The sequence below is a fragment of the Streptomyces sp. NPDC088785 genome, assembly GCF_044750685.1.
In the GTDB taxonomy this organism is placed as follows: Bacteria; Actinomycetota; Actinomycetes; order Streptomycetales; family Streptomycetaceae; genus Streptomyces.
Genome location: NZ_JBIVKH010000003.1, coordinates 708,067 through 728,283, shown reverse-complemented (window position 1 = coordinate 728,283; position 20,217 = coordinate 708,067). Strand labels below are relative to the sequence as shown.

Annotated in this window: 17 protein-coding genes; 4 read left to right on the top strand and 13 right to left on the bottom strand. The window is 72.2% G+C overall.

Annotated features, from left to right (window positions below):
* Window positions 1-18: 18 nt before the first annotated feature.
* A complete protein-coding gene (cseC, locus tag ACIP5K_RS13935) occupies window positions 19-1,404 on the top strand; it encodes a two-component system sensor histidine kinase CseC (protein WP_401408922.1) in 1,386 nt (461 codons plus the stop codon).
* A gap of 565 nt (window positions 1,405-1,969) precedes the next feature.
* Here the strand turns inward: cseC and ACIP5K_RS13930 are convergent.
* Entirely contained in the window at window positions 1,970-3,559 is a 1,590-nt protein-coding gene (locus tag ACIP5K_RS13930; protein ID WP_401408920.1) for an MDR family MFS transporter, read from the bottom strand.
* Window positions 3,560-3,678: 119 nt separating this feature from the next.
* Here ACIP5K_RS13930 and ACIP5K_RS13925 point away from each other — a divergent pair, with 119 nt between their 5' ends.
* Window positions 3,679-4,266, top strand: coding sequence for a TetR/AcrR family transcriptional regulator (locus ACIP5K_RS13925; protein ID WP_401408917.1), 588 nt, complete (start codon window positions 3,679-3,681; stop codon window positions 4,264-4,266).
* 12 nt (window positions 4,267-4,278) lie between these two features.
* Here the strand turns inward: ACIP5K_RS13925 and ACIP5K_RS13920 are convergent, their stop codons facing one another.
* Window positions 4,279-4,932, bottom strand: coding sequence for a M23 family metallopeptidase (locus ACIP5K_RS13920; RefSeq protein ID WP_401408913.1), 654 nt, complete (start codon window positions 4,930-4,932; stop codon window positions 4,279-4,281).
* A 430-nt stretch (window positions 4,933-5,362) separates the two neighbouring features.
* Between ACIP5K_RS13920 and ACIP5K_RS13915 the strand changes: the two genes are divergently transcribed.
* Window positions 5,363-8,422, top strand: coding sequence for an NACHT domain-containing protein (locus ACIP5K_RS13915; protein WP_401408911.1), 3,060 nt, complete (start codon window positions 5,363-5,365; stop codon window positions 8,420-8,422).
* Window positions 8,423-8,497: 75 nt separating this feature from the next.
* On the opposite strand, the gene ACIP5K_RS13910 is transcribed toward ACIP5K_RS13915, so the two are convergent.
* Window positions 8,498-11,023: an ATP-dependent Clp protease ATP-binding subunit gene (locus ACIP5K_RS13910; RefSeq protein ID WP_401408909.1), complete on the bottom strand. Its 2,526-nt coding sequence runs from the start codon at window positions 11,021-11,023 to the stop codon at window positions 8,498-8,500.
* Window positions 11,024-11,463: 440 nt separating this feature from the next.
* Between ACIP5K_RS13910 and ACIP5K_RS13905 the strand changes: the two genes are divergently transcribed.
* A complete protein-coding gene (locus ACIP5K_RS13905) occupies window positions 11,464-12,060 on the top strand; it encodes an SCO3374 family protein (protein ID WP_401408907.1) in 597 nt (198 codons plus the stop codon).
* Here the strand turns inward: ACIP5K_RS13905 and ACIP5K_RS13900 are convergent.
* The 10 genes from ACIP5K_RS13900 to ACIP5K_RS13855 all read right to left on the bottom strand — a co-directional run bounded on the left by ACIP5K_RS13900 (window position 12,039) and on the right by ACIP5K_RS13855 (window position 20,126).
* Complete coding sequence (locus ACIP5K_RS13900; RefSeq protein ID WP_401408905.1) at window positions 12,039-12,374, bottom strand: Lsr2 family protein; 336 nt, start codon at window positions 12,372-12,374, stop codon at window positions 12,039-12,041. The two genes, ACIP5K_RS13905 and ACIP5K_RS13900, sit on opposite strands and share 22 nt — an antisense overlap.
* Before the next feature lie 251 nt (window positions 12,375-12,625).
* Entirely contained in the window at window positions 12,626-13,189 is a 564-nt protein-coding gene (locus ACIP5K_RS13895) for an amino-acid N-acetyltransferase (RefSeq protein ID WP_401408902.1), read from the bottom strand.
* Between the two features lie 9 nt (window positions 13,190-13,198).
* Entirely contained in the window at window positions 13,199-13,696 is a 498-nt protein-coding gene (locus ACIP5K_RS13890) for a BlaI/MecI/CopY family transcriptional regulator (RefSeq protein WP_401408900.1), read from the bottom strand.
* Between the two features lie 126 nt (window positions 13,697-13,822).
* Entirely contained in the window at window positions 13,823-13,993 is a 171-nt protein-coding gene (locus ACIP5K_RS13885; protein ID WP_181512516.1) for a hypothetical protein, read from the bottom strand.
* Window positions 13,994-14,006: 13 nt separating this feature from the next.
* Window positions 14,007-14,600 (bottom strand): hypothetical protein, encoded by a 594-nt coding sequence (locus ACIP5K_RS13880; protein ID WP_401408897.1) that lies wholly within the window; start codon window positions 14,598-14,600, stop codon window positions 14,007-14,009.
* Between the two features lie 106 nt (window positions 14,601-14,706).
* Complete coding sequence (locus ACIP5K_RS13875; RefSeq protein ID WP_401408894.1) at window positions 14,707-15,504, bottom strand: type III pantothenate kinase; 798 nt, start codon at window positions 15,502-15,504, stop codon at window positions 14,707-14,709.
* Window positions 15,504-16,499: a carboxylating nicotinate-nucleotide diphosphorylase gene (nadC, locus tag ACIP5K_RS13870; protein WP_401408892.1), complete on the bottom strand. Its 996-nt coding sequence runs from the start codon at window positions 16,497-16,499 to the stop codon at window positions 15,504-15,506. The genes ACIP5K_RS13875 and nadC overlap by 1 nt, the downstream gene beginning before the upstream one ends.
* Complete coding sequence (locus ACIP5K_RS13865) at window positions 16,496-18,211, bottom strand: L-aspartate oxidase (protein ID WP_401408889.1); 1,716 nt, start codon at window positions 18,209-18,211, stop codon at window positions 16,496-16,498. The genes nadC and ACIP5K_RS13865 overlap by 4 nt, the downstream gene beginning before the upstream one ends.
* Window positions 18,208-19,194: a pantoate--beta-alanine ligase gene (panC, locus tag ACIP5K_RS13860; protein WP_401408887.1), complete on the bottom strand. Its 987-nt coding sequence runs from the start codon at window positions 19,192-19,194 to the stop codon at window positions 18,208-18,210. Before panC ends, ACIP5K_RS13865 begins: the two co-directional genes overlap by 4 nt.
* Window positions 19,191-20,126 (bottom strand): Rossmann-like and DUF2520 domain-containing protein, encoded by a 936-nt coding sequence (locus ACIP5K_RS13855; RefSeq protein WP_401408885.1) that lies wholly within the window; start codon window positions 20,124-20,126, stop codon window positions 19,191-19,193. The genes panC and ACIP5K_RS13855 overlap by 4 nt, the downstream gene beginning before the upstream one ends.
* Between the last annotated feature and the right edge of the window lie 91 nt (window positions 20,127-20,217).

Here is a 20,217-nt window from a genome sequence, read left to right as displayed (position 1 = left end):
ACGACAGGGACGACGGATATGAGGGGGCTCGCGGACCGGTCCGGGGCGGCGCGGCTGGGGCGGCTGCTGCCGCGGCGGCTGCGGCGCGGTCTGCGCAGCGGCGTACGCTGGAAGATCAGTGTGGCGATCGCGCTGGTCGGCGCGCTGGTGGCGGTCGCGCTGAGTCTGGTCGTGCACAACGCGGCGCGGGTGTCGATGCTGGACAACGCCCGGGACGTGCAGGACGAGCGGATCCAGTTCGTGCAGCGCCAGTACGAGGCGCGCGGCGGCGGCAATCTGCCGGTCGGCTTCCGGGTCGACGATCCGGCGCTCCCCGCCGAGCTGCGCGCCAAGGTGCTCGACGGGCGCCGCGCCACCTATGTGTCCGAGCCGTCGGACGGGGTGCCGGACATCTGGGCCGCGGTGCCGCTGGCCGACGGGGGCGTGCTGTCGGTGCACACGCGGTTCACCGATCGCAGCGCGACCGTGATGAAGGACCTCGACCAGGCGCTGATCATCGGTTCCATCGTCGTCGTGTTCGGCGGCAGCGCGCTCGGGGTCCTCATCGGCGGGCAGTTGTCGCGGCGGCTGCGCAAGGCCGCCGTCGCGGCCCGGCAGGTCGCCCAGGGGCAGACGCACGTCCGGGTGCGGGACGCGATCGGCGGGGTCGTGCGGGACGAGACCGACGATCTCGCGCAGGCCGTGGACGCCATGGCCGACGCGCTCAAGCAGCGGCTGGAGGCCGAGCGCCGGGTCACCGCGGACATCGCGCACGAGTTGCGTACGCCGGTCACCGGGCTGCTCACCGCCGCCGAGCTGCTGCCGCCGGGGCGGCCCAGTGAGCTGGTCAGGGACCGGGCGCAGGCGATGCGGACGCTCGTGGAGGACGTGCTGGAGGTGGCCCGGCTGGACAGTTCGGCGGAGCGGGCCGAGCTCCAGGACATCCTGCTCGGCGAGTTCGTGAGCCGGCGGGTCGCGGCGCGGGCCTTCGACGGGATCACGGTCAGCGTGATCCACGAGTCCGAGGTGACGACGGATCCGCGCCGTCTGGAGCGCATTCTGTACAACCTCCTGGCGAACGCCGCCAAGCATGCGCGGCCGCCGATAGAGGTCAGTGTGGAGGGGCGGGTCATCCGGGTCCGCGATCACGGGCCCGGGTTCCCGGAGGATCTGCTGGAGGAGGGGCCGAGCCGGTTCAGGACCGGGGCCGCCGACCGGGCGGGGCACGGGCACGGGCTGGGGCTCACGATCGCCGCGGGGCAGGCGCAGGTGTTGGGGGCGCGGCTCACGTTCCGTAACGTGCGTCCGCCCGGGGCGGAGCGGGGGACTCCTGCCGAGGGTGCCGTGGCTGTCCTGTGGCTGCCCGAACACGCTCCGACCAGTACCGGCAGCTTTCCGATGGTGCGGTTGCCGCGCACCGTGTGAGCGTGCGGGGGGCTTGCTCGCCGGCCCCGGCTTCGGGCGCGGCACGGGCTCCTTGCCGGGTCGTTCTTCTCGCGCGGGCCGGTGGGGGCTGGTCGCGCAGTTCCCCGCGCCCCTGAGGCGGATGGCCCGCTCGGGCCCCCGGCCGCTCCCCGCGACTCCCAGGTCGTACATCCCGCGCGGGCCGGTGGTCGCTTCTCGCGCAGTTCCCCGCGCCCCTGAGGCGGATGGCCCGCTCGGGCCCCCGGCCGCTCCCCGCGAACCCGCGGTCGTACGTCGTGCGCGCGCCGGTGGCCGCTTCTCGCGCCGTTCCCCGCGCCCCCAGGGGCGGACGGGCCGCTCGGGCCCCCGGCCGCTCCCCGCGACCCTGAGGTCGTACATCCCGCGCGCGCCGGTGGTCGCTTCTCGCGCAGTTCCCCGCGCCCCCAGGGGCGGACGGGCCGCTCGGGCCCCTTGTCGCTCCCCGCGCCCCCCATCGGCGTAGGCCCCATCTCGAACCCACCCCCCCCACACACAGAAATGCGACGGCCCCCGGAACCGGTGTGGTTCCAGGGGCCTTCGGGGGGAGTCAGACGGATTCGGGGATGGCGTCCGTCGTCGGTGCGGGGGTGTCCGGGTCCTTGGCGGCCGGGCCCGCTCCTCGCAGGGCGACCTCCTTGACGAACACGGCCGCGATCAGCGCCACGACGGCCACCACGGAGCCGAGCAGGAACGCCACGTGCGTACCGGACGACACCGCGAACTCGTAGGCCTCGCGCACCGGCGCCGGCAGCTTGGCCATGCTGGCGGCGTCCAGCTGCGCCGACCGCTCGGTCATCCGGCCGCCGAGCGAACCGGCCCGCGCGGCCATGACGTCCTGCACCTTGTTGTTGAACAGCGCGCCCATGATGGCGACACCGAACGACGACCCGAGCGTCCGGAACAGGGTCGCGGAGGAGGACGCGACGCCCATGTCCTTCATCTCGACGCTGTTCTGCGCGACGAGCATGGTGATCTGCATGAGGCAGCCCATGCCGGCACCGAGCACGGCCATGTAGACACCGGAGGTGAACCGGGAGGTCCCGGTGTCCATCTGCGCGAGCAGGAACAGTCCGGTGATCATCAGTACGGTGCCGACGATCGGGAACACCTTGTACTTGCCGGTGCTGGTGGTGACCCGGCCCGCGACGAGCGAGACGATCATCATGGACAGCAGCATCGGCAGGAGCAGCAGCCCGGAGTTGGTGGCGGACGCGCCCTGCACGGCCTGCTGGTACAGCGGCAGGAAGAGCACGGCGCCGAACATCACGAAGCCGGTGATGAAGCCGATCACGGACATCAGGGTGAAGTTGCGGCTGCGGAAGATGTGCAGCGGCAGGATCGGCTCGGCGGCCCTGGTCTGCGAGAAGACGAACCCGACGAGCGCGGCGACCCCGAGCCCGATCAGCTCCATGATCACGGCGGAGCCCCACGCGTACTCGCTGCCGCCCCAGGTCGTGACCAGCACGATCGAGGTGATGCCGACGGTCAGCAGCGCGGCGCCGAGGTAGTCGATCGAGCCGCCCGAGCGCTTCTTCGGCAGATGCAGCACGGCGGTGATCATGACGAGCGCGACGGCGCCGATCGGCAGGTTGATGTAGAAGGTCCAGCGCCAGCCGAGGTGGTCGGTGATGGTGCCGCCGACGAGCGGGCCGCCGATCATGGCGAGCGCCATGACACCGGCGATCATGCCCTGGTACTTGCCGCGCTCGCGGGGCGGTATGAGGTCGCCGATGATGGCCATGACGCCGACCATCAGACCACCGGCGCCGAGCCCCTGGACGGCCCGGAAGGCGATCAGTTCGGTCATGCCCTGGGCCATGCCGCTGAGCGCGGAGCCGACCAGGAAGATGACGATGGAGGTCAGGAAGGCGCCCTTCCTGCCGTACATGTCACCGATCTTGCCCCAGATGGGCGTGGAGGCGGCGGTGGCCAGCGTGTACGCCGTGACGACCCACGACAGGTGCTCGACGCCGCCGAGGTCGCCGACGATCGTCGGCATCGCGGTGCCCACGATCATGTTGTCGAGCATGGCGAGCAGCATGGCGATCATCAGCGCCATCAGTACGACCCGCACACTGCGTGGCTGCGGCTCTCGCACCTGCTTCCCGCCGCCCGCCGTCTTCTCTGTCTGCGCCATGTCCCCCACACTCCCACTTACTTGCCGACCGGCTAGTTCCCTACAATGGGAAGGTAGGGCGCCAACTAGCCGGGCGTCAAGTAAGTTTTCTCCCAAGAGCGGGCGAGCAAGGGGCACAGATGGTCACGGGCAGCAGCAAGCCGCGGCAGCGCCGCGGGGACACCCGGCAGCGCATTCAGGACGTGGCCCTCGAACTGATCGCCGAGCAGGGGTACGAGAAGACGTCGCTGCGGGAGATCGCCGAGCGGCTCGGCGTCACCAAGGCGGCGCTGTACTACCACTTCAAGACCAAGGAAGACATCGTCGTCAGCCTCTTCAGCGACCTGATGACGCCGATCGACGAGCTGATCGCCTGGGCCAAGGAGCAGCCGCACCCCGTCCCGCTGGAGACCAAGCGGGAGATCCTCACCCGCTACGGCACGGAGCTGCACCAGGCGGCGCCGCTCTTCCGCTTCATGCAGGAGAACCAGGCGCAGATGCGCGAGCTGAGCATCGGCGCGAACTTCAAGGACCGGATGCACGACCTGCTCGCCGAGCTGCTGCCCGAGGACGTCACGCTGACCGACCGGGTGCGCTGCTTCAGCGCGCTGTTCTCCATGCACGCCGGGATGTTCGTCCTGCGGGACGTCGAAGGCGACCCCGAGGAGAAGCGTCTCGCCATCCTCGAGGTCGCCACGGACCTGGTCACCCAGGCCCACAGGAGCTGAGAGCCCGTCGCGTCAGACGGTCACGCCCTGCGCCTTGAGGAAGGCGACGGGGTTGACCGCGGAGCCGTAGTTCGGCGTCGTACGGATCTCGAAGTGCAGGTGCGGGCCGCTGGAGTTGCCGGTGCTGCCGGACAGCGCGATGTGCTGGCCCGTCGCGACCGTCTGGCCGACGCGGACGTCGACCCGGGACAGGTGCGCGTACTGCGAGTACGTGCCGTTGCCGTGCTTGATCACGATGGCGTTGCCGTACGCGGGACCGTCACCGGCGCCGTTGCCGCCGGTCTTGACGACGGTGCCGCCGTGCGCGGCGACGACCTCGGTGCCGGTCGGCACGGCGAAGTCCTGGCCGGAGTGGTGGCCGCTGGACCACATGCTGCCGCCCTGGGCGTAGCCCGCGGAGAGCGTGTAGTGGGCGACCGGGTCGACCCAGGAGGCGGCCTTCTTGGCGGCGGCCTGCTGGGCGGAGGTGGCGGCCTTGGCCTGAGCGGCGGCCTGGGCCTTGACGGAGGCGGCGGATCCGCTCGGCAGGGCGGCGGCCTGCCCGTCGGCGGCGAACGCGGCCCCGGCGCCCAGCGCCGCCGTCATTCCGAGGCCGGCGGCCACGACGGCGGCACGGCTGCGGAGCTTCGACGTACCGGAACGGAGGGACAGGGTGCGCTTCGACATGGAGTGAGACCTTGCTTCGGGGACGGGGGGACCCGGCGCACCGCTTGGTGCCACCGGGTCGGCCATCCCTTGGTAACCCGCTCCCCCGGCCCCGCCCAAAAGGCCCTTCTACTACCGCGTCTCGTACACCTGTCGCAAAACGTGGAGTGCTTGACAGGCGTCGAAGATCGCCCGGAATTCGTCCGACTTATCCCCCGATCTGATGTTTAAGACCTCTTCACGGGCGCACCCCCAAGCCGCACGACCCCCTCCGGCCCGCCCGTTCTTTACAACGGACAAAAGGCCCGAACCCATCGACCAGGTAACAACCACCCCACGACCCCGCCGACCTCCTACCGCCCCTAGTACGCGCGGGTGGCCCTGTGCGTCATGTCACCGGGCGGCAAGATCCAACCCCCGGCGAATGTGATCGGGGCTACGCTCCCGAGCCATGGATCCCGCTGTGTTCGGCACCCGGCTGGCATCGGGCGCGCTCGTCCCCGCCCTCCGCAGACTGATCGTCCAGGAGGGGCCGGGAGCCGGCCTCACCGACCGGCCCGTCCGCCTGGCGGGACTCGTCACCTTCCGCGGCGAGAAGCGCTCCCTCACCGACGGCGACCTGCTCCGCCTCGCCCGCCGACTGGTGACGGCCGCGCTCGACGGACCGGGCGAACAGCCGTTCCCCGGCGCCGAGACGGAAGCCGTCGTGCACGCGCTCGCCGACACCCTGCACGCCCTCGGCGACCTGGCCATGGACGACGTACAGGCCGTGCGCCTGGGACACACCGAGCTGGCCCGCGCGCTGCGCCGCGCCGCCCCCGACCCCGGCCTGTCCACCGACGCGGACCACTTCCTCGACTCGCTCACCCGGTGGGCCTGCGAGCACATCCTCCAGTTCTTCACCCAGCGCTCGACCTTCGTCGCCCGCACCCTCGTCGAACAGAGCCGCGGCCAGCGCGAACTGCTCGCCCGGACGGACGAGCTGATCCGCCGCACCCCACCCGCCGACGCCCCCGACACCGCGTTCGAGCGGCGCTACCTCTCCTACGTGGCCGAGCGCCACCGGCATCTGACGATCTACGGCATCGATCTGCGGGACGCCCCCGAGCGCTGGCCGCTGGAGGTGGCGTACCTGAGCCTGGAGGCGACCACCACCGCGCCCGCCTTCCGGGAGGCTCCGTTCATCGGCCGCCCCGAGGAGTCCTCGACCCGGATCCGCGCCGAGGACGCCTTCGCCGACGGCCACGACCGGGTGCTGCTGCGCGGCGAGGCGGGCTCCGGCAAGACGACGCTGATCCAGTGGCTCGCCGTCACCGCGAGCGACCGCGTCCCGTTCGTCCTGCCGCTGCGCACCCTCGTCCGCTCCGCGGCGCTGCCCGCCCCGGCCGGATTCCTGGCCTCGGTCGACTGCCCGCTGGCCGCCCCCGACGGCTGGGCGGAGCGGGTCCTGGGCGCCGGGCGGGCCCTGGTCCTGGTCGACGGGCTCGACGAGATCCCGGCCGCCGACCGGCACCGGGTCCGCTCCTGGCTGACCGGGCTGATCGGCGCATACGGCGGCAACCGCTGGCTGCTCACCTCCCGCCCCACCGCCGTCCGCGCCGACTGGCTCGCCGACACCGGCTTCCGCGAGGTGCTGCTGCCGCCGATGCGCGGGCCCGACGTCACCACCTTCGTACGGCGCTGGCACGCGGCCGCCGGGGCGGGCGCGTTCGAGACCGCGCTCCTGGACGCGCTGCGCACCAAGCGCGACCTGGCCCGGCTCGCCACCAACCCCCTCCTGTGCGGCCTGATCTGCGCGCTGCACCGCGAGCGGCGCGGCTACCTGCCCACCGGCCGCAAGGAGCTGTACGACGCGGCCCTGTCGATGCTGCTCACCCGGCGCGACCGGGAACGCGGCATGACCGGCGTCGAGCTGGGCGAGGAGGCCCAGCTCGACCTCCTCCAGCACCTCGCCTACGCACTGATCCTCGGCGGCCGTACGGAGATGACCCGGGCCGCCGCCGAGGCGGCCCTGGAGCGGCGGCTGCCGTCCGTCACCTCGGCCACCCCCCTCGGCGACGCGCCCGCGGTCCTCTCCGCGCTGCTGCTGCGCAGCGGACTGCTGCGGCAGCCCGCCGAGGGTGTCGTCGACTTCGTGCACCGCACGTTCCAGGACTACCTGGGCGCCCGGCACGCCGTCGAGGAGGGCCACGCGCTGCCGTTCGTCCAGCGCCTCGCCGACGACCCGCAGGGCGAGGACGCGATCCGCATGGCGGTGGCCCACGCCCGCCCCGGCGAACGCCCGGCGCTCCTGCGCGAGCTGCTCTCCTGCGGCGCCCCGCGCCTGACCCTGCTGGCCCTGGCCTGCCTGGAGCACGCGACGACGCTGGCCCCCGACGTCCGCGCCGAGGTGGAGGCGGCGGCGGCCGCCCTGATCCCGCCGCGCTCCTCCGCCGCCGCGAGGCAGCTGGCCGAGGCGGGCCCGCTGGTCCTGGAGCTGCTGCCGGGCCCGGCGGGCCTGACCGACGAGGAGGCGCACGGCGTGACCGTCGCCGCCTCGGTCCTCGGCACCCGGGAACCGGCCGGGGCGCTGGGGGTGCTGCGGCGCTTCCGGGACCATCCGTCGCTCGACGTACGACGACAGCTCGTCGGCACGTGGGCGCGGTTCGACGCCGAGGAGTACGCCGCCCAGGTGCTGAACCTCGTGGACCGGAACGACCTGCTTCTGAGCTGCGTCACCGCGGAGCAGCGGGCAGCGCTCGCGCAGATGCGCCCCTGGCCCCTGCTGTCCCTGGGCGGCTCGCTGACGGCCGAGGACCTCGTCGCCGCCGTCCCGTGGCCCGGGGCCGTGACGAGCCTCTACCTGACGGCCAACGCGTTCCTCGGCGATCTGGGAGCCCTGGCCGCGCTGCCCGCGCTGACGGACCTGCTGCTGGCGGCGTGCCCCCGCGCCCGGGACTTCGGGCGACTGGCACCTCTCGGCCTCACCGAACTCGTCTGCTCGGGCGTGGGGGACCTGTCCGGCCTGGAAGAGCTGGACACCCTGCGCCACCTCTCGCTGGAGCACGCCCGGACCGCGGGGACGAGCCTGGCGGACACGCTGCCCCTCGGCGCCCCGCTGCGGTCCCTGTACCTGGGCGGTGACCTCACCGACGGCTGCGGGCTGCGGGGGCTGGAGAACTGGCCGACGCTGAGCACGCTGAGCCTGGAGCCCGGCTCCGTCGGGCTCCGCGCCGAGGACTGGGAGCGGGCCGCCAGCCTGCCAGGACTGCGGGAACTGGCCCTGCACGTGGACTTCTTCCGCACGGCTGCGGACGACCGGCCGCGGCTGCCGCTCTTCCCCCGCGTCGAGACGCTGCGCCTCACCGCCCTGAGGACCGCCGAGGACCTCGGCGGGCTGGCCGGCGCGTTCCCGGCGCTGCGCCGCGTGGTCCTCCAGACCGCCTTCGCGGCCACCGTCTCCGCGGACGACTACGCGGCCTGCTTCCCCGGCGCCGACGTCACCGTCACCGTCACCGTCGACCCGCACTGACCCGCGCCCGGGCGCACGCGAAAGGGGCCGGTGCTGAACAGCACCGGCCCCTCTCACTGGCTCACCCCGGAGGGGTTACGCGTCCTTGCTCAGGTTCGGACCGCCACCCGCGGCGGCGTCCTCGATCGGCGGGACGTCGGGCAGGGCCGACTTCTCCTCACCCCGGAAGGTGAAGGTCTTGGCCTCGCCCTCGCCCTCCGTGTCGACGACCACGATGTGGCCCGGACGCAGCTCGCCGAAGAGGATCTTCTCCGAGAGCGTGTCCTCGACCTCGCGCTGGATCGTGCGCCGCAGCGGCCGCGCGCCGAGAACCGGGTCGTAGCCCTTCTTCGACAGCAGCTCCTTGGCGGACTGGGAGAGCTCGATGCCCATGTCCCGGTCCTTCAGGCGCTCGTCCACCTTGCCGACCATCAGGTCGACGATCTGGAGGATGTCGTCCTGCGTCAGCTGCGGGAAGACGACGACGTCGTCCACACGGTTGAGGAACTCGGGACGGAAGTGCTGCTTGAGCTCGTCCGACACCTTGTTCTTCATGCGCTCGTAGTTGGTCTTCGTGTCACCCGTGGCCGCGAAGCCCAGGTTGAAGCCCTTCGAGATGTCCCGCGTGCCGAGGTTGGTCGTCATGATGATGACCGTGTTCTTGAAGTCGACGACGCGGCCCTGGGAGTCGGTCAGGCGACCGTCCTCCAGGATCTGGAGCAGCGAGTTGAAGATGTCCGGGTGGGCCTTCTCCACCTCGTCGAAGAGGACGACGGAGAACGGCTTGCGGCGCACCTTCTCGGTCAGCTGGCCGCCCTCTTCGTAGCCCACGTAACCGGGGGGCGAACCGAAGAGACGCGAGACCGTGTGCTTCTCGGAGAACTCCGACATGTCGAGGGAGATCAGCGCGTCCTCGTCACCGAACAGGAACTCGGCGAGCGCCTTGGACAGCTCCGTCTTACCGACACCGGACGGGCCGGCGAAGATGAACGAACCACCCGGACGCTTCGGGTCCTTCAGACCCGCACGCGTACGCCGGATCGCCTTCGAGAGCGCCTTGACGGCGTCCTTCTGGCCGATGACCCGCTTGTGGAGCTCGTCCTCCATGCGCAGCAGACGCGAGGACTCCTCCTCGGTGAGCTTGAAGACGGGAATGCCGGTCGCGGTCGCGAGGACCTCGGCGATCAGCTCGCCGTCGACCTCGGCGACGACGTCCATGTCGCCGGCCTTCCACTCCTTCTCGCGCTTGGCCTTCGCCGCCAGCAGCTGCTTCTCCTTGTCGCGGAGGGACGCTGCCTTCTCGAAGTCCTGGGAGTCGATGGCCGACTCCTTGTCGCGGCGCACGCCCGCGATCTTCTCGTCGAACTCGCGGAGGTCCGGCGGCGCGGTCATCCGGCGGATGCGCATCCGGGAACCGGCCTCGTCGATCAGGTCGATCGCCTTGTCCGGCAGGAAGCGGTCCGAGATGTACCGGTCGGCCAGCGTCGCGGCCTGGACGAGGGCCTCGTCCGTGATCGAGACGCGGTGGTGGGCCTCGTAGCGGTCGCGCAGACCCTTGAGGATCTCGATCGTGTGCGGCAGCGACGGCTCCGCGACCTGGATCGGCTGGAAGCGGCGCTCGAGGGCCGCGTCCTTCTCCAGGTGCTTGCGGTACTCGTCGAGCGTGGTCGCACCGATGGTCTGGAGCTCACCGCGGGCCAGCATCGGCTTCAGGATCGACGCCGCGTCGATGGCGCCCTCGGCGGCACCCGCACCCACGAGCGTGTGCAGCTCGTCGATGAACAGGATGATGTCGCCGCGGGTGCGGATCTCCTTGAGGACCTTCTTCAGGCGCTCCTCGAAGTCACCGCGGTAGCGCGAGCCGGCGACCAGCGCGCCGAGGTCGAGCGTGTAGAGGTGCTTGTCCTTGAGCGTCTCGGGCACCTCGCCCTTGACGATGGCCTGGGCGAGGCCCTCGACGACGGCGGTCTTGCCGACGCCGGGCTCACCGATCAGGACCGGGTTGTTCTTGGTGCGGCGCGACAGGACCTGCATCACGCGCTCGATCTCCTTCTCGCGCCCGATGACCGGGTCGAGCTTGGACTCACGAGCGGCCTGCGTCAGGTTGCGGCCGAACTGGTCGAGGACCAGGGACGTCGAGGGCGTGCCCTCGGCAGGCCCGCCGGCGGTGGCGGTCTCCTTGCCCTGGTAGCCGGAGAGCAGCTGGATGACCTGCTGCCGCACCCGGTTGAGGTCTGCGCCCAGCTTGACCAGGACCTGGGCGGCGACGCCCTCGCCCTCACGGATCAGGCCGAGCAGGATGTGCTCCGTGCCGATGTAGTTGTGGCCCAGCTGAAGGGCCTCGCGGAGCGACAGCTCCAGGACCTTCTTGGCACGGGGGGTGAAGGGGATGTGCCCGGACGGGGCCTGCTGGCCCTGACCGATGATCTCCTCCACCTGCTGGCGGACCGCCTCGAGCGAAATCCCGAGGCTCTCCAGGGCCTTAGCGGCGACACCCTCGCCCTCGTGGATCAAGCCCAGGAGGATGTGCTCGGTGCCGATGTAGTTGTGGTTGAGCATCCGGGCTTCTTCCTGAGCCAGGACGACAACCCGCCGCGCGCGGTCGGTGAACCTCTCGAACATCGTTAATCGCTCCTCAGAGCGGTCAGGCAGTAAGGGGTCGGTCCCCTCCCTGTCCTTCCGCAGCTTAGTCCCGCAAGCGGGGACCGCTCATTCCAACTGCCGACACCCGGCCTTCTTCCCGGGGGATCTCCTGCCCCGAACGCCGACATCCTCTCCAACCCGATGGTGCGAGACGATGTTCCCGCAGGCCAAGCGGATCCCCACACCATCACTACGCCGATGGCGAACGCGGGCCGCCGTGGCCGAGCGTGTCGACCCTCCCACTAGGGATGTCTTACCCGCAGGGACTGACACTCCATGCGGCGCACACCGGTTCCCTCCGCTACGGGCGAACATCCTTGCCCCGCCGAACACCCCTTTACGCCCCCATTTCGGACACGGAGCGCAATCAGAGGGCGACACTGCGTAACTCGCGGGTGCTTCCGGCGGTTGCTCCTGGCATGGTCGCCCCCTTTCCCGCCCCGCGCCGGCCGCTCGACGCCGACCTCTCGGTCCGGCAGTGGTACGAGGACGAGCTGGGCTGGGCCACGACGTCCGGCCCCGCCGGGGTGCGGCTGCGCACGGGGCTGCGCTTCGACGTCCTGGAGATTCCGGCCGACGCCGGGTTCCGGATGCTGCGCAGGTGCGATCCCCGCTCACCGGTGGCGTTGAACGGGGAGACGATGCAGCTCCTGGTGGCCGCCGGCAGCGCGGACGAGGTGCCGGGGCTGCTGGACTGGCTGGAGTGGGGGGACCTGCCGCTGGACCTCGTCGCCCTCGGGACGGGTGCCTTCATCGACGCGCCGACGCCCCCGGGCCGGGCCGGCTCGCAGGAGGCCGCGGTGTGGGTGCGGCCCCCGGAGCCCGGACGCGAGGTGGAGCGGGTACTGCCGGCCCTGACGAGCCTGTCGGCCGTCTCGACCTGGTCGGCCGCGGGGGGCGGTGGGGGCGCCCCCGATCTCGTACGCCTCGTGGACACAGCGGCGACCCACTGTCAGCGGGCCCGGCTGCGCCGCGCACTGGACGTGCCGAGGCGTCAGCCGTTGGCCTTCTCGTAGGCCTCGCGGATCGAGGCGGGGACGCGGCCGCGGTCGTTGACCTCGTAGCCGTTGTCCTTCGCCCACGCGCGGATCTGCGCGGTGTCCTGGTTGCCACCGGACGCGGCGCGCGTCTTGCCCCGGCCACCGGCGGCACGGCCACCGGTGCGACGGCCACCCTTGACGTAGGCGTCGAGGAGACCGCGGAGCTTGTCCGCGTTCGCGGTGGTGAGGTCGATCTCGTACGTCTTGCCGTCGAGCGCGAACGTCACGGTCTCGTCCGCCTCGCCGCCGTCGAGGTCATCGACAAGAAGGACCTGAACCTTCTGTGCCACCGGATTTCCTTTCATCGATATCTGAAGGTCCGGCACCCGCGACCGTGGCCGCCGATTCGCCGTCCCCTTGTTATATGCAGTACTGCACTACGTCGGAAAGCAAACCGCTTTTGCGGGGAAAACACAAACCCCTGGCTGAGATCCGGAAGAGATCCGGGAGTTGAAGCTGCCCAGCGCGACCGAAAACATGCGCGTTTCGGACATAGGGCGCGGGCTGTTGCCGCTTGCCTAAATATCGGTCCGCGGGGCGCTCACAGATGCAGAAGCATCCGGCTGTTACCCAAGGTGTTCGGTTTCACTCGTTCGAGACCGAGGAACTCCGCGACGCCCTCGTCATAGGAACGCAGCAGCTCGCTGTAGACATCGGTGTCGACCGTATCGACGGGCGTCTCTCCGATCTCCACGAAGCCGTGCCGGGCGAAGAACTCTACTTCGAAGGTCAGGCAGAAAACCCGGCGAACACCGATCCAGCGCGCGGTCTGGAGCAGCTTCTCCAGGACCTGATGGCCGACGCCCGAGCCCTTGACCAGGGGGTTCACCGCGAGAGTGCGCACTTCGGCGAGGTCTTCCCACATGATGTGCAGGGCTCCGCAGCCGACGACCTCGGCGTTGTCGTCGCGTTCGGCGACCCAGAACTCCTGGATGTCCTCGTAAAGCGTCACGGTGGCTTTGTCGAGCAGGATCCCCTGGCGGCTGTAGGCGTCGAGGAGGCGGCGGACCTCCGGCACATCGGCGGTGCGGGCCCGGCGTACGGTGACGGCTTTTGGGGTGGGGGATTCGGGGACCGGGACGACTTCGGGGCGCTCTGCTGGCATGTCCGGACGCTATCGCCCGTGCTCCCGGGCCGCTTCTCCGGGTGGCGTCACTTCGGCCATGGCTTCGGGTCCGGCTTCGGGCACGTCTTGCGGCGCGGCTTCCGGCACCTCTCGGGGCGCGGCCCGGGAAGCGTCTTCGGAAGGGACTTCGGGCAGCACGATGCGCATGGCGTCCCGGAGGGCTTCGCGCTGGCGCGGCGACATCATGCCGAAGAAGGCGACGAGGGCGGCGGCGGGGTTGTCGCTCTGCGCCCACGCGTCGTTCATGAGCGCGGCCGAGTAGGCGGCGCGGGTGGAGACCGCCTCATATCGATAAGCCCGGCCCTCCGCTTCCCGGCGGACCCAGCCCTTCTGATGGAGATTGTCCAATACGGTCATGACCGTCGTGTAGGCGATGGACCGTTCCTGCTGGAGGTCCTCCAGCACTTCTCTCACCGTCACCGGGCGGTTCCAGTTCCACACCCGCGTCATGACGGTGTCTTCGAGTTCTCCCAGGGGGCGCGGCACGAAGAGCACGATAGTGGGAGAAGTCGGCAATTCGGTGCCGGACGTGGCGAGAGATCTCGAACGGCGTCAATCAATGCCAAAAGGGGCGCCCACCGGGGCGCCCCTGTCCGGGGCCGGGGCCCGCCGTCAGCCGGCTTCGGGCTGCCGGGCGGCCTCGGCGCGCGCGAGGGCGGCGTCGACGGCCGCGTCCTCCTTGGCCTTCTTGTCGCCACCCTGCGACTTCACGATCGTCACGATCAGGCCGATGAAGAACGCGGCCATCACGACCGGGGGCACGAGCGCGGAAACGTATTCCATGCCCCCAGAGTAACTAGCCCGCGGCCAGTCGCTGCGGCGGGGCCGGGGGCTGGGCGGGGCGCCGCTTGGGCGGGAAGACCTCCGCCGGGGTCGGCACGGGGCGCTCCGGGTCCGCGGGCCGGGGGTCCGCGGGGCGGCCGGTGGCGCCTCGGCCGCCGGGCAGGGCGAGCAGGGCGGTGCGCGAGGACGGGACGCGCGGGCGGTGCCGCGTCTCCAGGCGGTCGCGCACGCCCTGCTCGGCGAGCGAGCGGCAGCGGTCGAGCAGGGCGTGCGCCGCGGGGTTGCCGCGCAGGGCGCGCAGCGCCGCGAGGTCGTCGGCGCCGGGCCGGTGGCCGGCCGTCAGGGCGTCCTGGAGCAGGCTCAGGTAGCCGGTGACGGAGCCGGGCAGAGCGGCCCGGTAGCGGTCGAGGTCGGCGAGCAGGAACGCCCGCAGGCGGGTGCTCTCCCGGAGGGCCTCGTCGACCGACTCCGCGAGGTGGAGGCAGTCCCGGACGTCCTTGTCCGAGGTCGGGCTGGGGTGGAGGGCGAGGGCGAGGGCGCGTCGGAGCACACTCAGCTCTTCTGCGCCGAACGCCATGCCGCCGCGGTTTCCGTAGGGCGTGGGCATGGGGTGACGGTACGGCCTATTACGGGCAAATCGTCTTAATGGCCAATTCCCGGGCGCGCCCCGGAGGCAGGTGCGGCGGGTGCCTCCGGGAGCGCGGGGGCCGTGTCTAGAGGCGGCTGGCGTTGCGTTCGTAGACCAGGCGGAGGCCGATCAGGGTCAGCCACGGCTCGTGTTCGTCGATCACCGAGGCCTCGCCGAGGATGATCGGGGCGAGGCCGCCCGTCGCGATGACGGTGACGTCGTCCGGGTCGTCGGCCAGCTCCTTGGCCATCCGGTTCACGACCCCGTCGACCTGGCCCGCGAACCCGTAGACGATGCCCGACTGCATCGCCTCGACGGTGTTCTTGCCGATGACGCTGCGCGGCCGGGCCAGCTCGATCTTGCGCAGTTGCGCGCCGCGCACCCCGAGCGCCTCGACGGAGATCTCGATGCCGGGGGCGATCACGCCGCCGGTGTACTCCCCGCGCGCGGACACGGCGTCGAACGTCGTCGCCGTGCCGAAGTCCACGACGATGGCCGGGCCGCCGTACAGCTCGACGGCCGCGACCGCGTTGATGATGCGGTCGGCGCCGACCTCCTTGGGGTTGTCCATGAGGATCGGCACGCCGGTCTTGATGCCGGGCTCGACCAGGACGGCCGGCACGTCGCCGTAGTAGCGGCGGGTGACCTCGCGCAGCTCGTGCAGGACCGAGGGGACGGTCGAGCAGATGGCGATGCCGTCGATGCCGTCGCCGAGTTCGTCGCCGAGCAGCGGGTGCATGCCCATCAGGCCCTGGAGCAGCACGGCGAGTTCGTCGGCGGTGCGGCGGGCGTCGGTGGAGATCCGCCAGTGCTCGACGATCTCCTCGCCGTCGAACAGACCGAGCACGGTGTGGGTGTTGCCCACGTCGATGGTGAGCAGCATCAGGCGGTCGCTTCCCGCAGGTCGAGACCGATGTCGAGGATCGGCGAGGAGTGGGTCAGGGCGCCCACGGCGAGGAAGTCGACGCCGGTTCGCGCGTAGGCCCCGGCGTTCTCCAGGGTCAGCCGGCCCGAGGACTCCAGGAGCGCGCGGCCGGCGGTGAGGGCCACGGCCTCCTCCGTCTCGGACGGCGTGAAGTTGTCCAGGAGGATCAGGTCGGCGCCCGCGTCGAGGACCTCGCGCAGCTGGTGCAGGGTGTCGACCTCGACCTCGATGGGCAGGCCGGGGAACCGGTCGCGCACGGCCTGGAAGGCCGGGGCGACGCCGCCGGCGGCCACCACGTGGTTGTCCTTGACCAGGGCGGCGTCGGACAGCGACATGCGGTGGTTGACGCCGCCGCCCGCGCGCACCGCGTACTTCTCCAGGGAGCGCAGGCCGGGTGTGGTCTTGCGGGTGTCCCGGACCTTCGCGCGGGTGCCGTCCAGCGCGTCCGCCCACGCGCGCGTGGCGGTGGCGATGCCGGAGAGGCGGCACAGGAGGTTGAGCGCGCTGCGCTCGGCGGTGAGCAGGTCGCGGGTGCGGGTGGTGACCGAGAGCAGCTTCTGGCCGGCGGCGACCCGGTCGCCGTCCTCGGCGTGCCGCTCGACCTCGAACTCGTCCGTGGCCACGACGGAGACGATCGCCTCGGCGATCCGCAGTCCGGCGACGACCCCGGCCTCGCGGGCGGTGAAGTCGGCGGTGGCGACGGCGTCCTCGGGGATCGTGGCGACGGTGGTGACGTCCACGCCGCCGTCGAGGTCCTCGGCGATCGCCATGTGGGCGATGTCCTCGATCTCTACGGGGTGCAGGCCCGCGTCCAGGAGCAGCTGGGCCAGCGACGGGTCGAGGCCGCACTCCATGACGTCGGCGTCGCTGTCCGCGCAGCCGCAGTGGTCGCCGCAGCCGCCGCTGTCGACGTCTGCCAGGGGGAGGTCGGGGGTGGCGCTCACGTCGGTCACTGCTCCTGAGGGTTCTCTACCGTTGCCGGGAAGTCTGCGGTCGGTGTGGTGTGCGTGGCCAGGGTTCGGTCGGGATTCAGCCGCACGACGATGTGGCGGCGCCAGTTCGGGTCGTCGCGGTCGGCGTGGTCCTCGCGCCAGTGGCAGCCGCGGGTCTCCTCGCGGCGGCGGGCGGCGGCGACCAGGACCCGGGCGACGCACAGCAGGTTGGTGGCCTCCCAGGTGTCGACGCCGGGGACGGCCGTCTTGCCGTGCTCGGCGAGGGCGCCCGCGGCGTCGGCGTGGATGCGGCCGAGCCGGGCGGCCGCCTCGGCGAGCGAGTCGGCGGAGCGCAGCACGCCCGCGCCCTCGGTCATCACGCGCTGGATGGCGAAGCGGGCCTCGGCGGGCAGCAGGGGGTGGGCCGGGGTCGCCGGGTGCGGGACGGGGACGGGTACGCGCGCGTGGAGGTGGTGGCGCGCGTGCTCCTTCGTGATGTCCTCCGCGATGCGCTCGGCGTAGACGAGCCCTTCGAGCAGCGAGTTGGAGGCCAGCCGGTTCGCACCGTGCACGCCGGTGCAGGCGACCTCTCCGCACGCGTACAGGCCGGGCACGGTGGTGCGCCCGTGCAGGTCGGTGCGGACGCCGCCGGAGGCGTAGTGCGCGGCCGGGGCGATCGGGATGGGTTCGGTGACCGGGTCCATGCCGTGGGCGCGGCAGGCGGCCAGGATGGTGGGGAACCGCTTCTCCCACATCTCCCGGCCGAAGTGCCGCGCGTCGAGGTACATGTGCTCGGTGCCGTGCTCCTGCATGCGGCGCGTGATGCCCTTGGCGACGATGTCGCGGGGGGCCAGCTCGGCCAGCTCGTGCTGGCCCACCATGAAGCGCACCCCGTCGGCGTCGACCAGGTGGGCGCCCTCGCCGCGCACCGCCTCGGAGACGAGCGGCTGCTGGCCCTCGGCGTCGGCGCCCAGGAAGAGCACGGTGGGGTGGAACTGGACGAATTCGAGGTCGCTGACCTCGGCTCCGGCGCGCAGCGCGAGGGCGACGCCGTCGCCGGTCGACACGTGCGGGTTCGTGGTCGCGGAGAAGACCTGGCCCATGCCGCCGGTCGCGAGGACGACGGCGGGCGCGAGGACGGCTCCGACGCCGTCGTGCTGGCCCTCGCCCATGACGTGCAGGGAGACGCCCGCGGTGCGGCCCTCCGCGTCGGTCAGCAGGTCGAGGACCAGCGCGTTCTCGACCGTGGGCAGCCCGCGCGCGCGTACGGCCTCGACGAGCGCCCGGGAGATCTCGGCGCCCGAGGCGTCGCCGCCCGCGTGGGCGATGCGGCGCCGGTGGTGGCCGCCCTCGCGGGTCAGGTCGAGGGCGCCGTCCTCGGTCTCGTCGAAGTGGGCGCCGGTCGCGATGAGCCGGCGGACGGCGTCGGGGCCCTCGGTGACCAGGGTGCGCACGGCGTTCTCGTCGCACAGGCCCGCGCCCGCGACCAGGGTGTCGTCGAGGTGCTGCTCGGGGGTGTCGCCCTCGCCGAGCGCGGCCGCGATGCCGCCCTGCGCCCAGCGGGTGGAGCCGTCGTCGAGGCGGGCCTTGGTGACGACGACGGTGCGCAGGCCGGCGGCCTCGCAGCGCAGCGCGGCGGTGAGGCCCGCGACGCCGGAGCCGACGACGACCACGTCGGCGTCGAGGTTCCAGCCGGGGGCGGGGGCGTGGAGTGCTATGCCTGTGCTCGTCACAGGTGACCTCCGAAGGTCAGCGGCAGGTTGTCGATCAGCCGGGTCGTGCCCACGCGGGCGGCGACCGCGAGCACGGCCTCGCCCTCGAAGCCGTCCCGTACATCGGTGAAGTCGGCGGGGTCGACCAGCGCCAGGTAGTCCAGCTCGGCCGGCGGGCTGAGCCGGGCGGCCTCGTCCAGGACCTGGCGGGCGGCGGCCAGCACGGCGGCGGGGCCGCCCGGGGAGGCCACCGCGTGGGCGTCGGCGGCGGCGCGGGCCTCGCCGAGCGCGCCGAGTGCCCTGGCCCGCGCGCGGGGGGTGGGGAGCTCGGTGGCCCGGGCGCGCAGCGCCTCCTGGGCGGCGTGCCGGTCGCGGCCCGCGAACAGGGCGCGGGACAGGGCCAGGGCGGTGCGGCGCTCGTCGGGCGACAGGTAGCGGTTGCGCGAGGAGAGGGCCAGGCCGTCGCTCTCGCGCGCGGTGGGCACGGCGTCGATCTCGACGTCGAAGTTCAGGTCGCGGACCATGCGGCGGATCAGGGCGAGCTGCTGGGCGTCCTTCTGGCCGAACAGGGCGACGTCCGCGCGCGTGAGGTGCAGCAGCTTGGCGACGACGGTGAGCATGCCGTCGAAGTGGCCGGGGCGCGCGGCGCCTTCGAGGCGCTCGCCCATCGGGCCCGCCGACATCCGGACCTGGGGCTGTCCGCCGGGGTAGACCTCGTCGACGGACGGCGCGAACACGAGGTCGGCGCCCGCCTCCCCGGCGATCTTCACATCGGCTTCGAGGGTGCGCGGGTAGCGGTCGAGGTCCTCGCCGGCGCCGAACTGCAACGGGTTCACGAAGACGGTGACGACGACCTCGCCGTCGGCGCCCGCGCGCTCGCGGGCCATGCGCACGAGGGTGGCGTGGCCGTCGTGGAGGGCGCCCATGGTCATGACGACGACGCGCCGCCCGGTCCGCGTGCGGGCGCGCAGTTCCGCGCCGGTGTGGACGGTCCTGGTGGTCATCGGGTCTCCTCCGCGCCGGTGGCCAGTACGTCGAGGAGGTCCTCGGCCAGCTCCGGCTTGAGCAGTCCGTGCGCGAGGGCGCGGTCGGCGGTGGCGCGGGCCATCGCGAGATAGCCGGCGACGGCCTGCGGGGCGTGCGCGCGCAACTCGGTGACGTGGGCGGCGACGGTGCCCGCGTCGCCGCGCGCGACCGGTCCTGTGAGGGCCGCGTCGCCCGAGCGCAGGGCGTTGTCCAGGGCCGCGCCGAGCAGCGGGCCGAGCATCCGGTCGGGGGCGCCCACGCCCGCGTCGCGGAGCAGGTCCATGGCCTGGGCGACCAGGGTGACCAGGTGGTTCGCGCCCAGGGCGAGGGCCGCGTGGTAGAGCGGCCGCTTGTCCTCGTCGATCCACTCGGGCTCGCCGCCCATCTCGATGACCAGGGCCTCGGCGGCGAGCCGCAGCTCCTCGGGGGCGGTCACGCCGAAGGAGCAGCCGGCCAGCCGCTGGACGTCGATCGCGGAGCCGGTGAAGGTCATCGCGGGGTGCAGGGCGAGCGGCAGGGCGCCCGCGCGCAGCGCCGGGTCGAGGACCTTGGCGCCGTACCGGCCCGAGGTGTGCACGAGGAGCTGTCCGGGCCGGATCGAGCCGGTCTCGACGAAGCCTTCGACGAGTCCGGACAGGACGTCGTCGGGCACGGTCAGGAGCACCAGCTCGGCCCGGGCCAGGACGTCGGCGGGCGGCACGACGGGGACGTCGGGGAGCAGGGCGGCGGCCCGTCGCACGGAGGCGTCGGAGACGCCGGAGACGGCGACCGGCCGGTGTCCGGCCAGTCGCAGGGACGCGGCGAGCACGGGTCCCACCCGGCCCGCGCCGACGACGCCCACCGTGAGGCGGGCGGGCCGGTCCCTGGGATCGGTGGGTTCGGATCGGGGTGACTGTGGGGCTGAGGTCACGGGGCGGGGGCCTTCCGTTCCAGTCCGCTCGGGGTACCGGACGATTTCTCGTCATGTTAACGCTATCTGGGCGGGCGGGCCTCGGTCGTCC

Excerpts from the sequence above, each read along its gene's own strand:
- ACIP5K_RS13875 (WP_401408894.1), bottom strand. The coding sequence starts at position 15,504 with ATGCTGCTCACCATCGACGTGGGCAACACCCACACCGTGCTCGGTCTG.
- ACIP5K_RS13930 (WP_401408920.1), bottom strand. The coding sequence starts at position 3,559 with ATGGCGCAGACAGAGAAGACGGCGGGCGGCGGGAAGCAGGTGCGAGAG.
- ACIP5K_RS13915 (WP_401408911.1), top strand. The coding sequence starts at position 5,363 with ATGGATCCCGCTGTGTTCGGCACCCGGCTGGCATCGGGCGCGCTCGTC.
- ACIP5K_RS13885 (WP_181512516.1), bottom strand. The coding sequence starts at position 13,993 with ATGGAATACGTTTCCGCGCTCGTGCCCCCGGTCGTGATGGCCGCGTTC.
- ACIP5K_RS13925 (WP_401408917.1), top strand. The coding sequence starts at position 3,679 with ATGGTCACGGGCAGCAGCAAGCCGCGGCAGCGCCGCGGGGACACCCGG.
- ACIP5K_RS13920 (WP_401408913.1), bottom strand. The coding sequence starts at position 4,932 with ATGTCGAAGCGCACCCTGTCCCTCCGTTCCGGTACGTCGAAGCTCCGC.
- ACIP5K_RS13905 (WP_401408907.1), top strand. The coding sequence starts at position 11,464 with ATGGTCGCCCCCTTTCCCGCCCCGCGCCGGCCGCTCGACGCCGACCTC.
- ACIP5K_RS13895 (WP_401408902.1), bottom strand. The coding sequence starts at position 13,189 with ATGCCAGCAGAGCGCCCCGAAGTCGTCCCGGTCCCCGAATCCCCCACC.
- ACIP5K_RS13880 (WP_401408897.1), bottom strand. The coding sequence starts at position 14,600 with ATGCCCACGCCCTACGGAAACCGCGGCGGCATGGCGTTCGGCGCAGAA.
- panC (WP_401408887.1), bottom strand. The coding sequence starts at position 19,194 with ATGACCACCAGGACCGTCCACACCGGCGCGGAACTGCGCGCCCGCACG.
- cseC (WP_401408922.1), top strand. The coding sequence starts at position 19 with ATGAGGGGGCTCGCGGACCGGTCCGGGGCGGCGCGGCTGGGGCGGCTG.
- ACIP5K_RS13910 (WP_401408909.1), bottom strand. The coding sequence starts at position 11,023 with ATGTTCGAGAGGTTCACCGACCGCGCGCGGCGGGTTGTCGTCCTGGCT.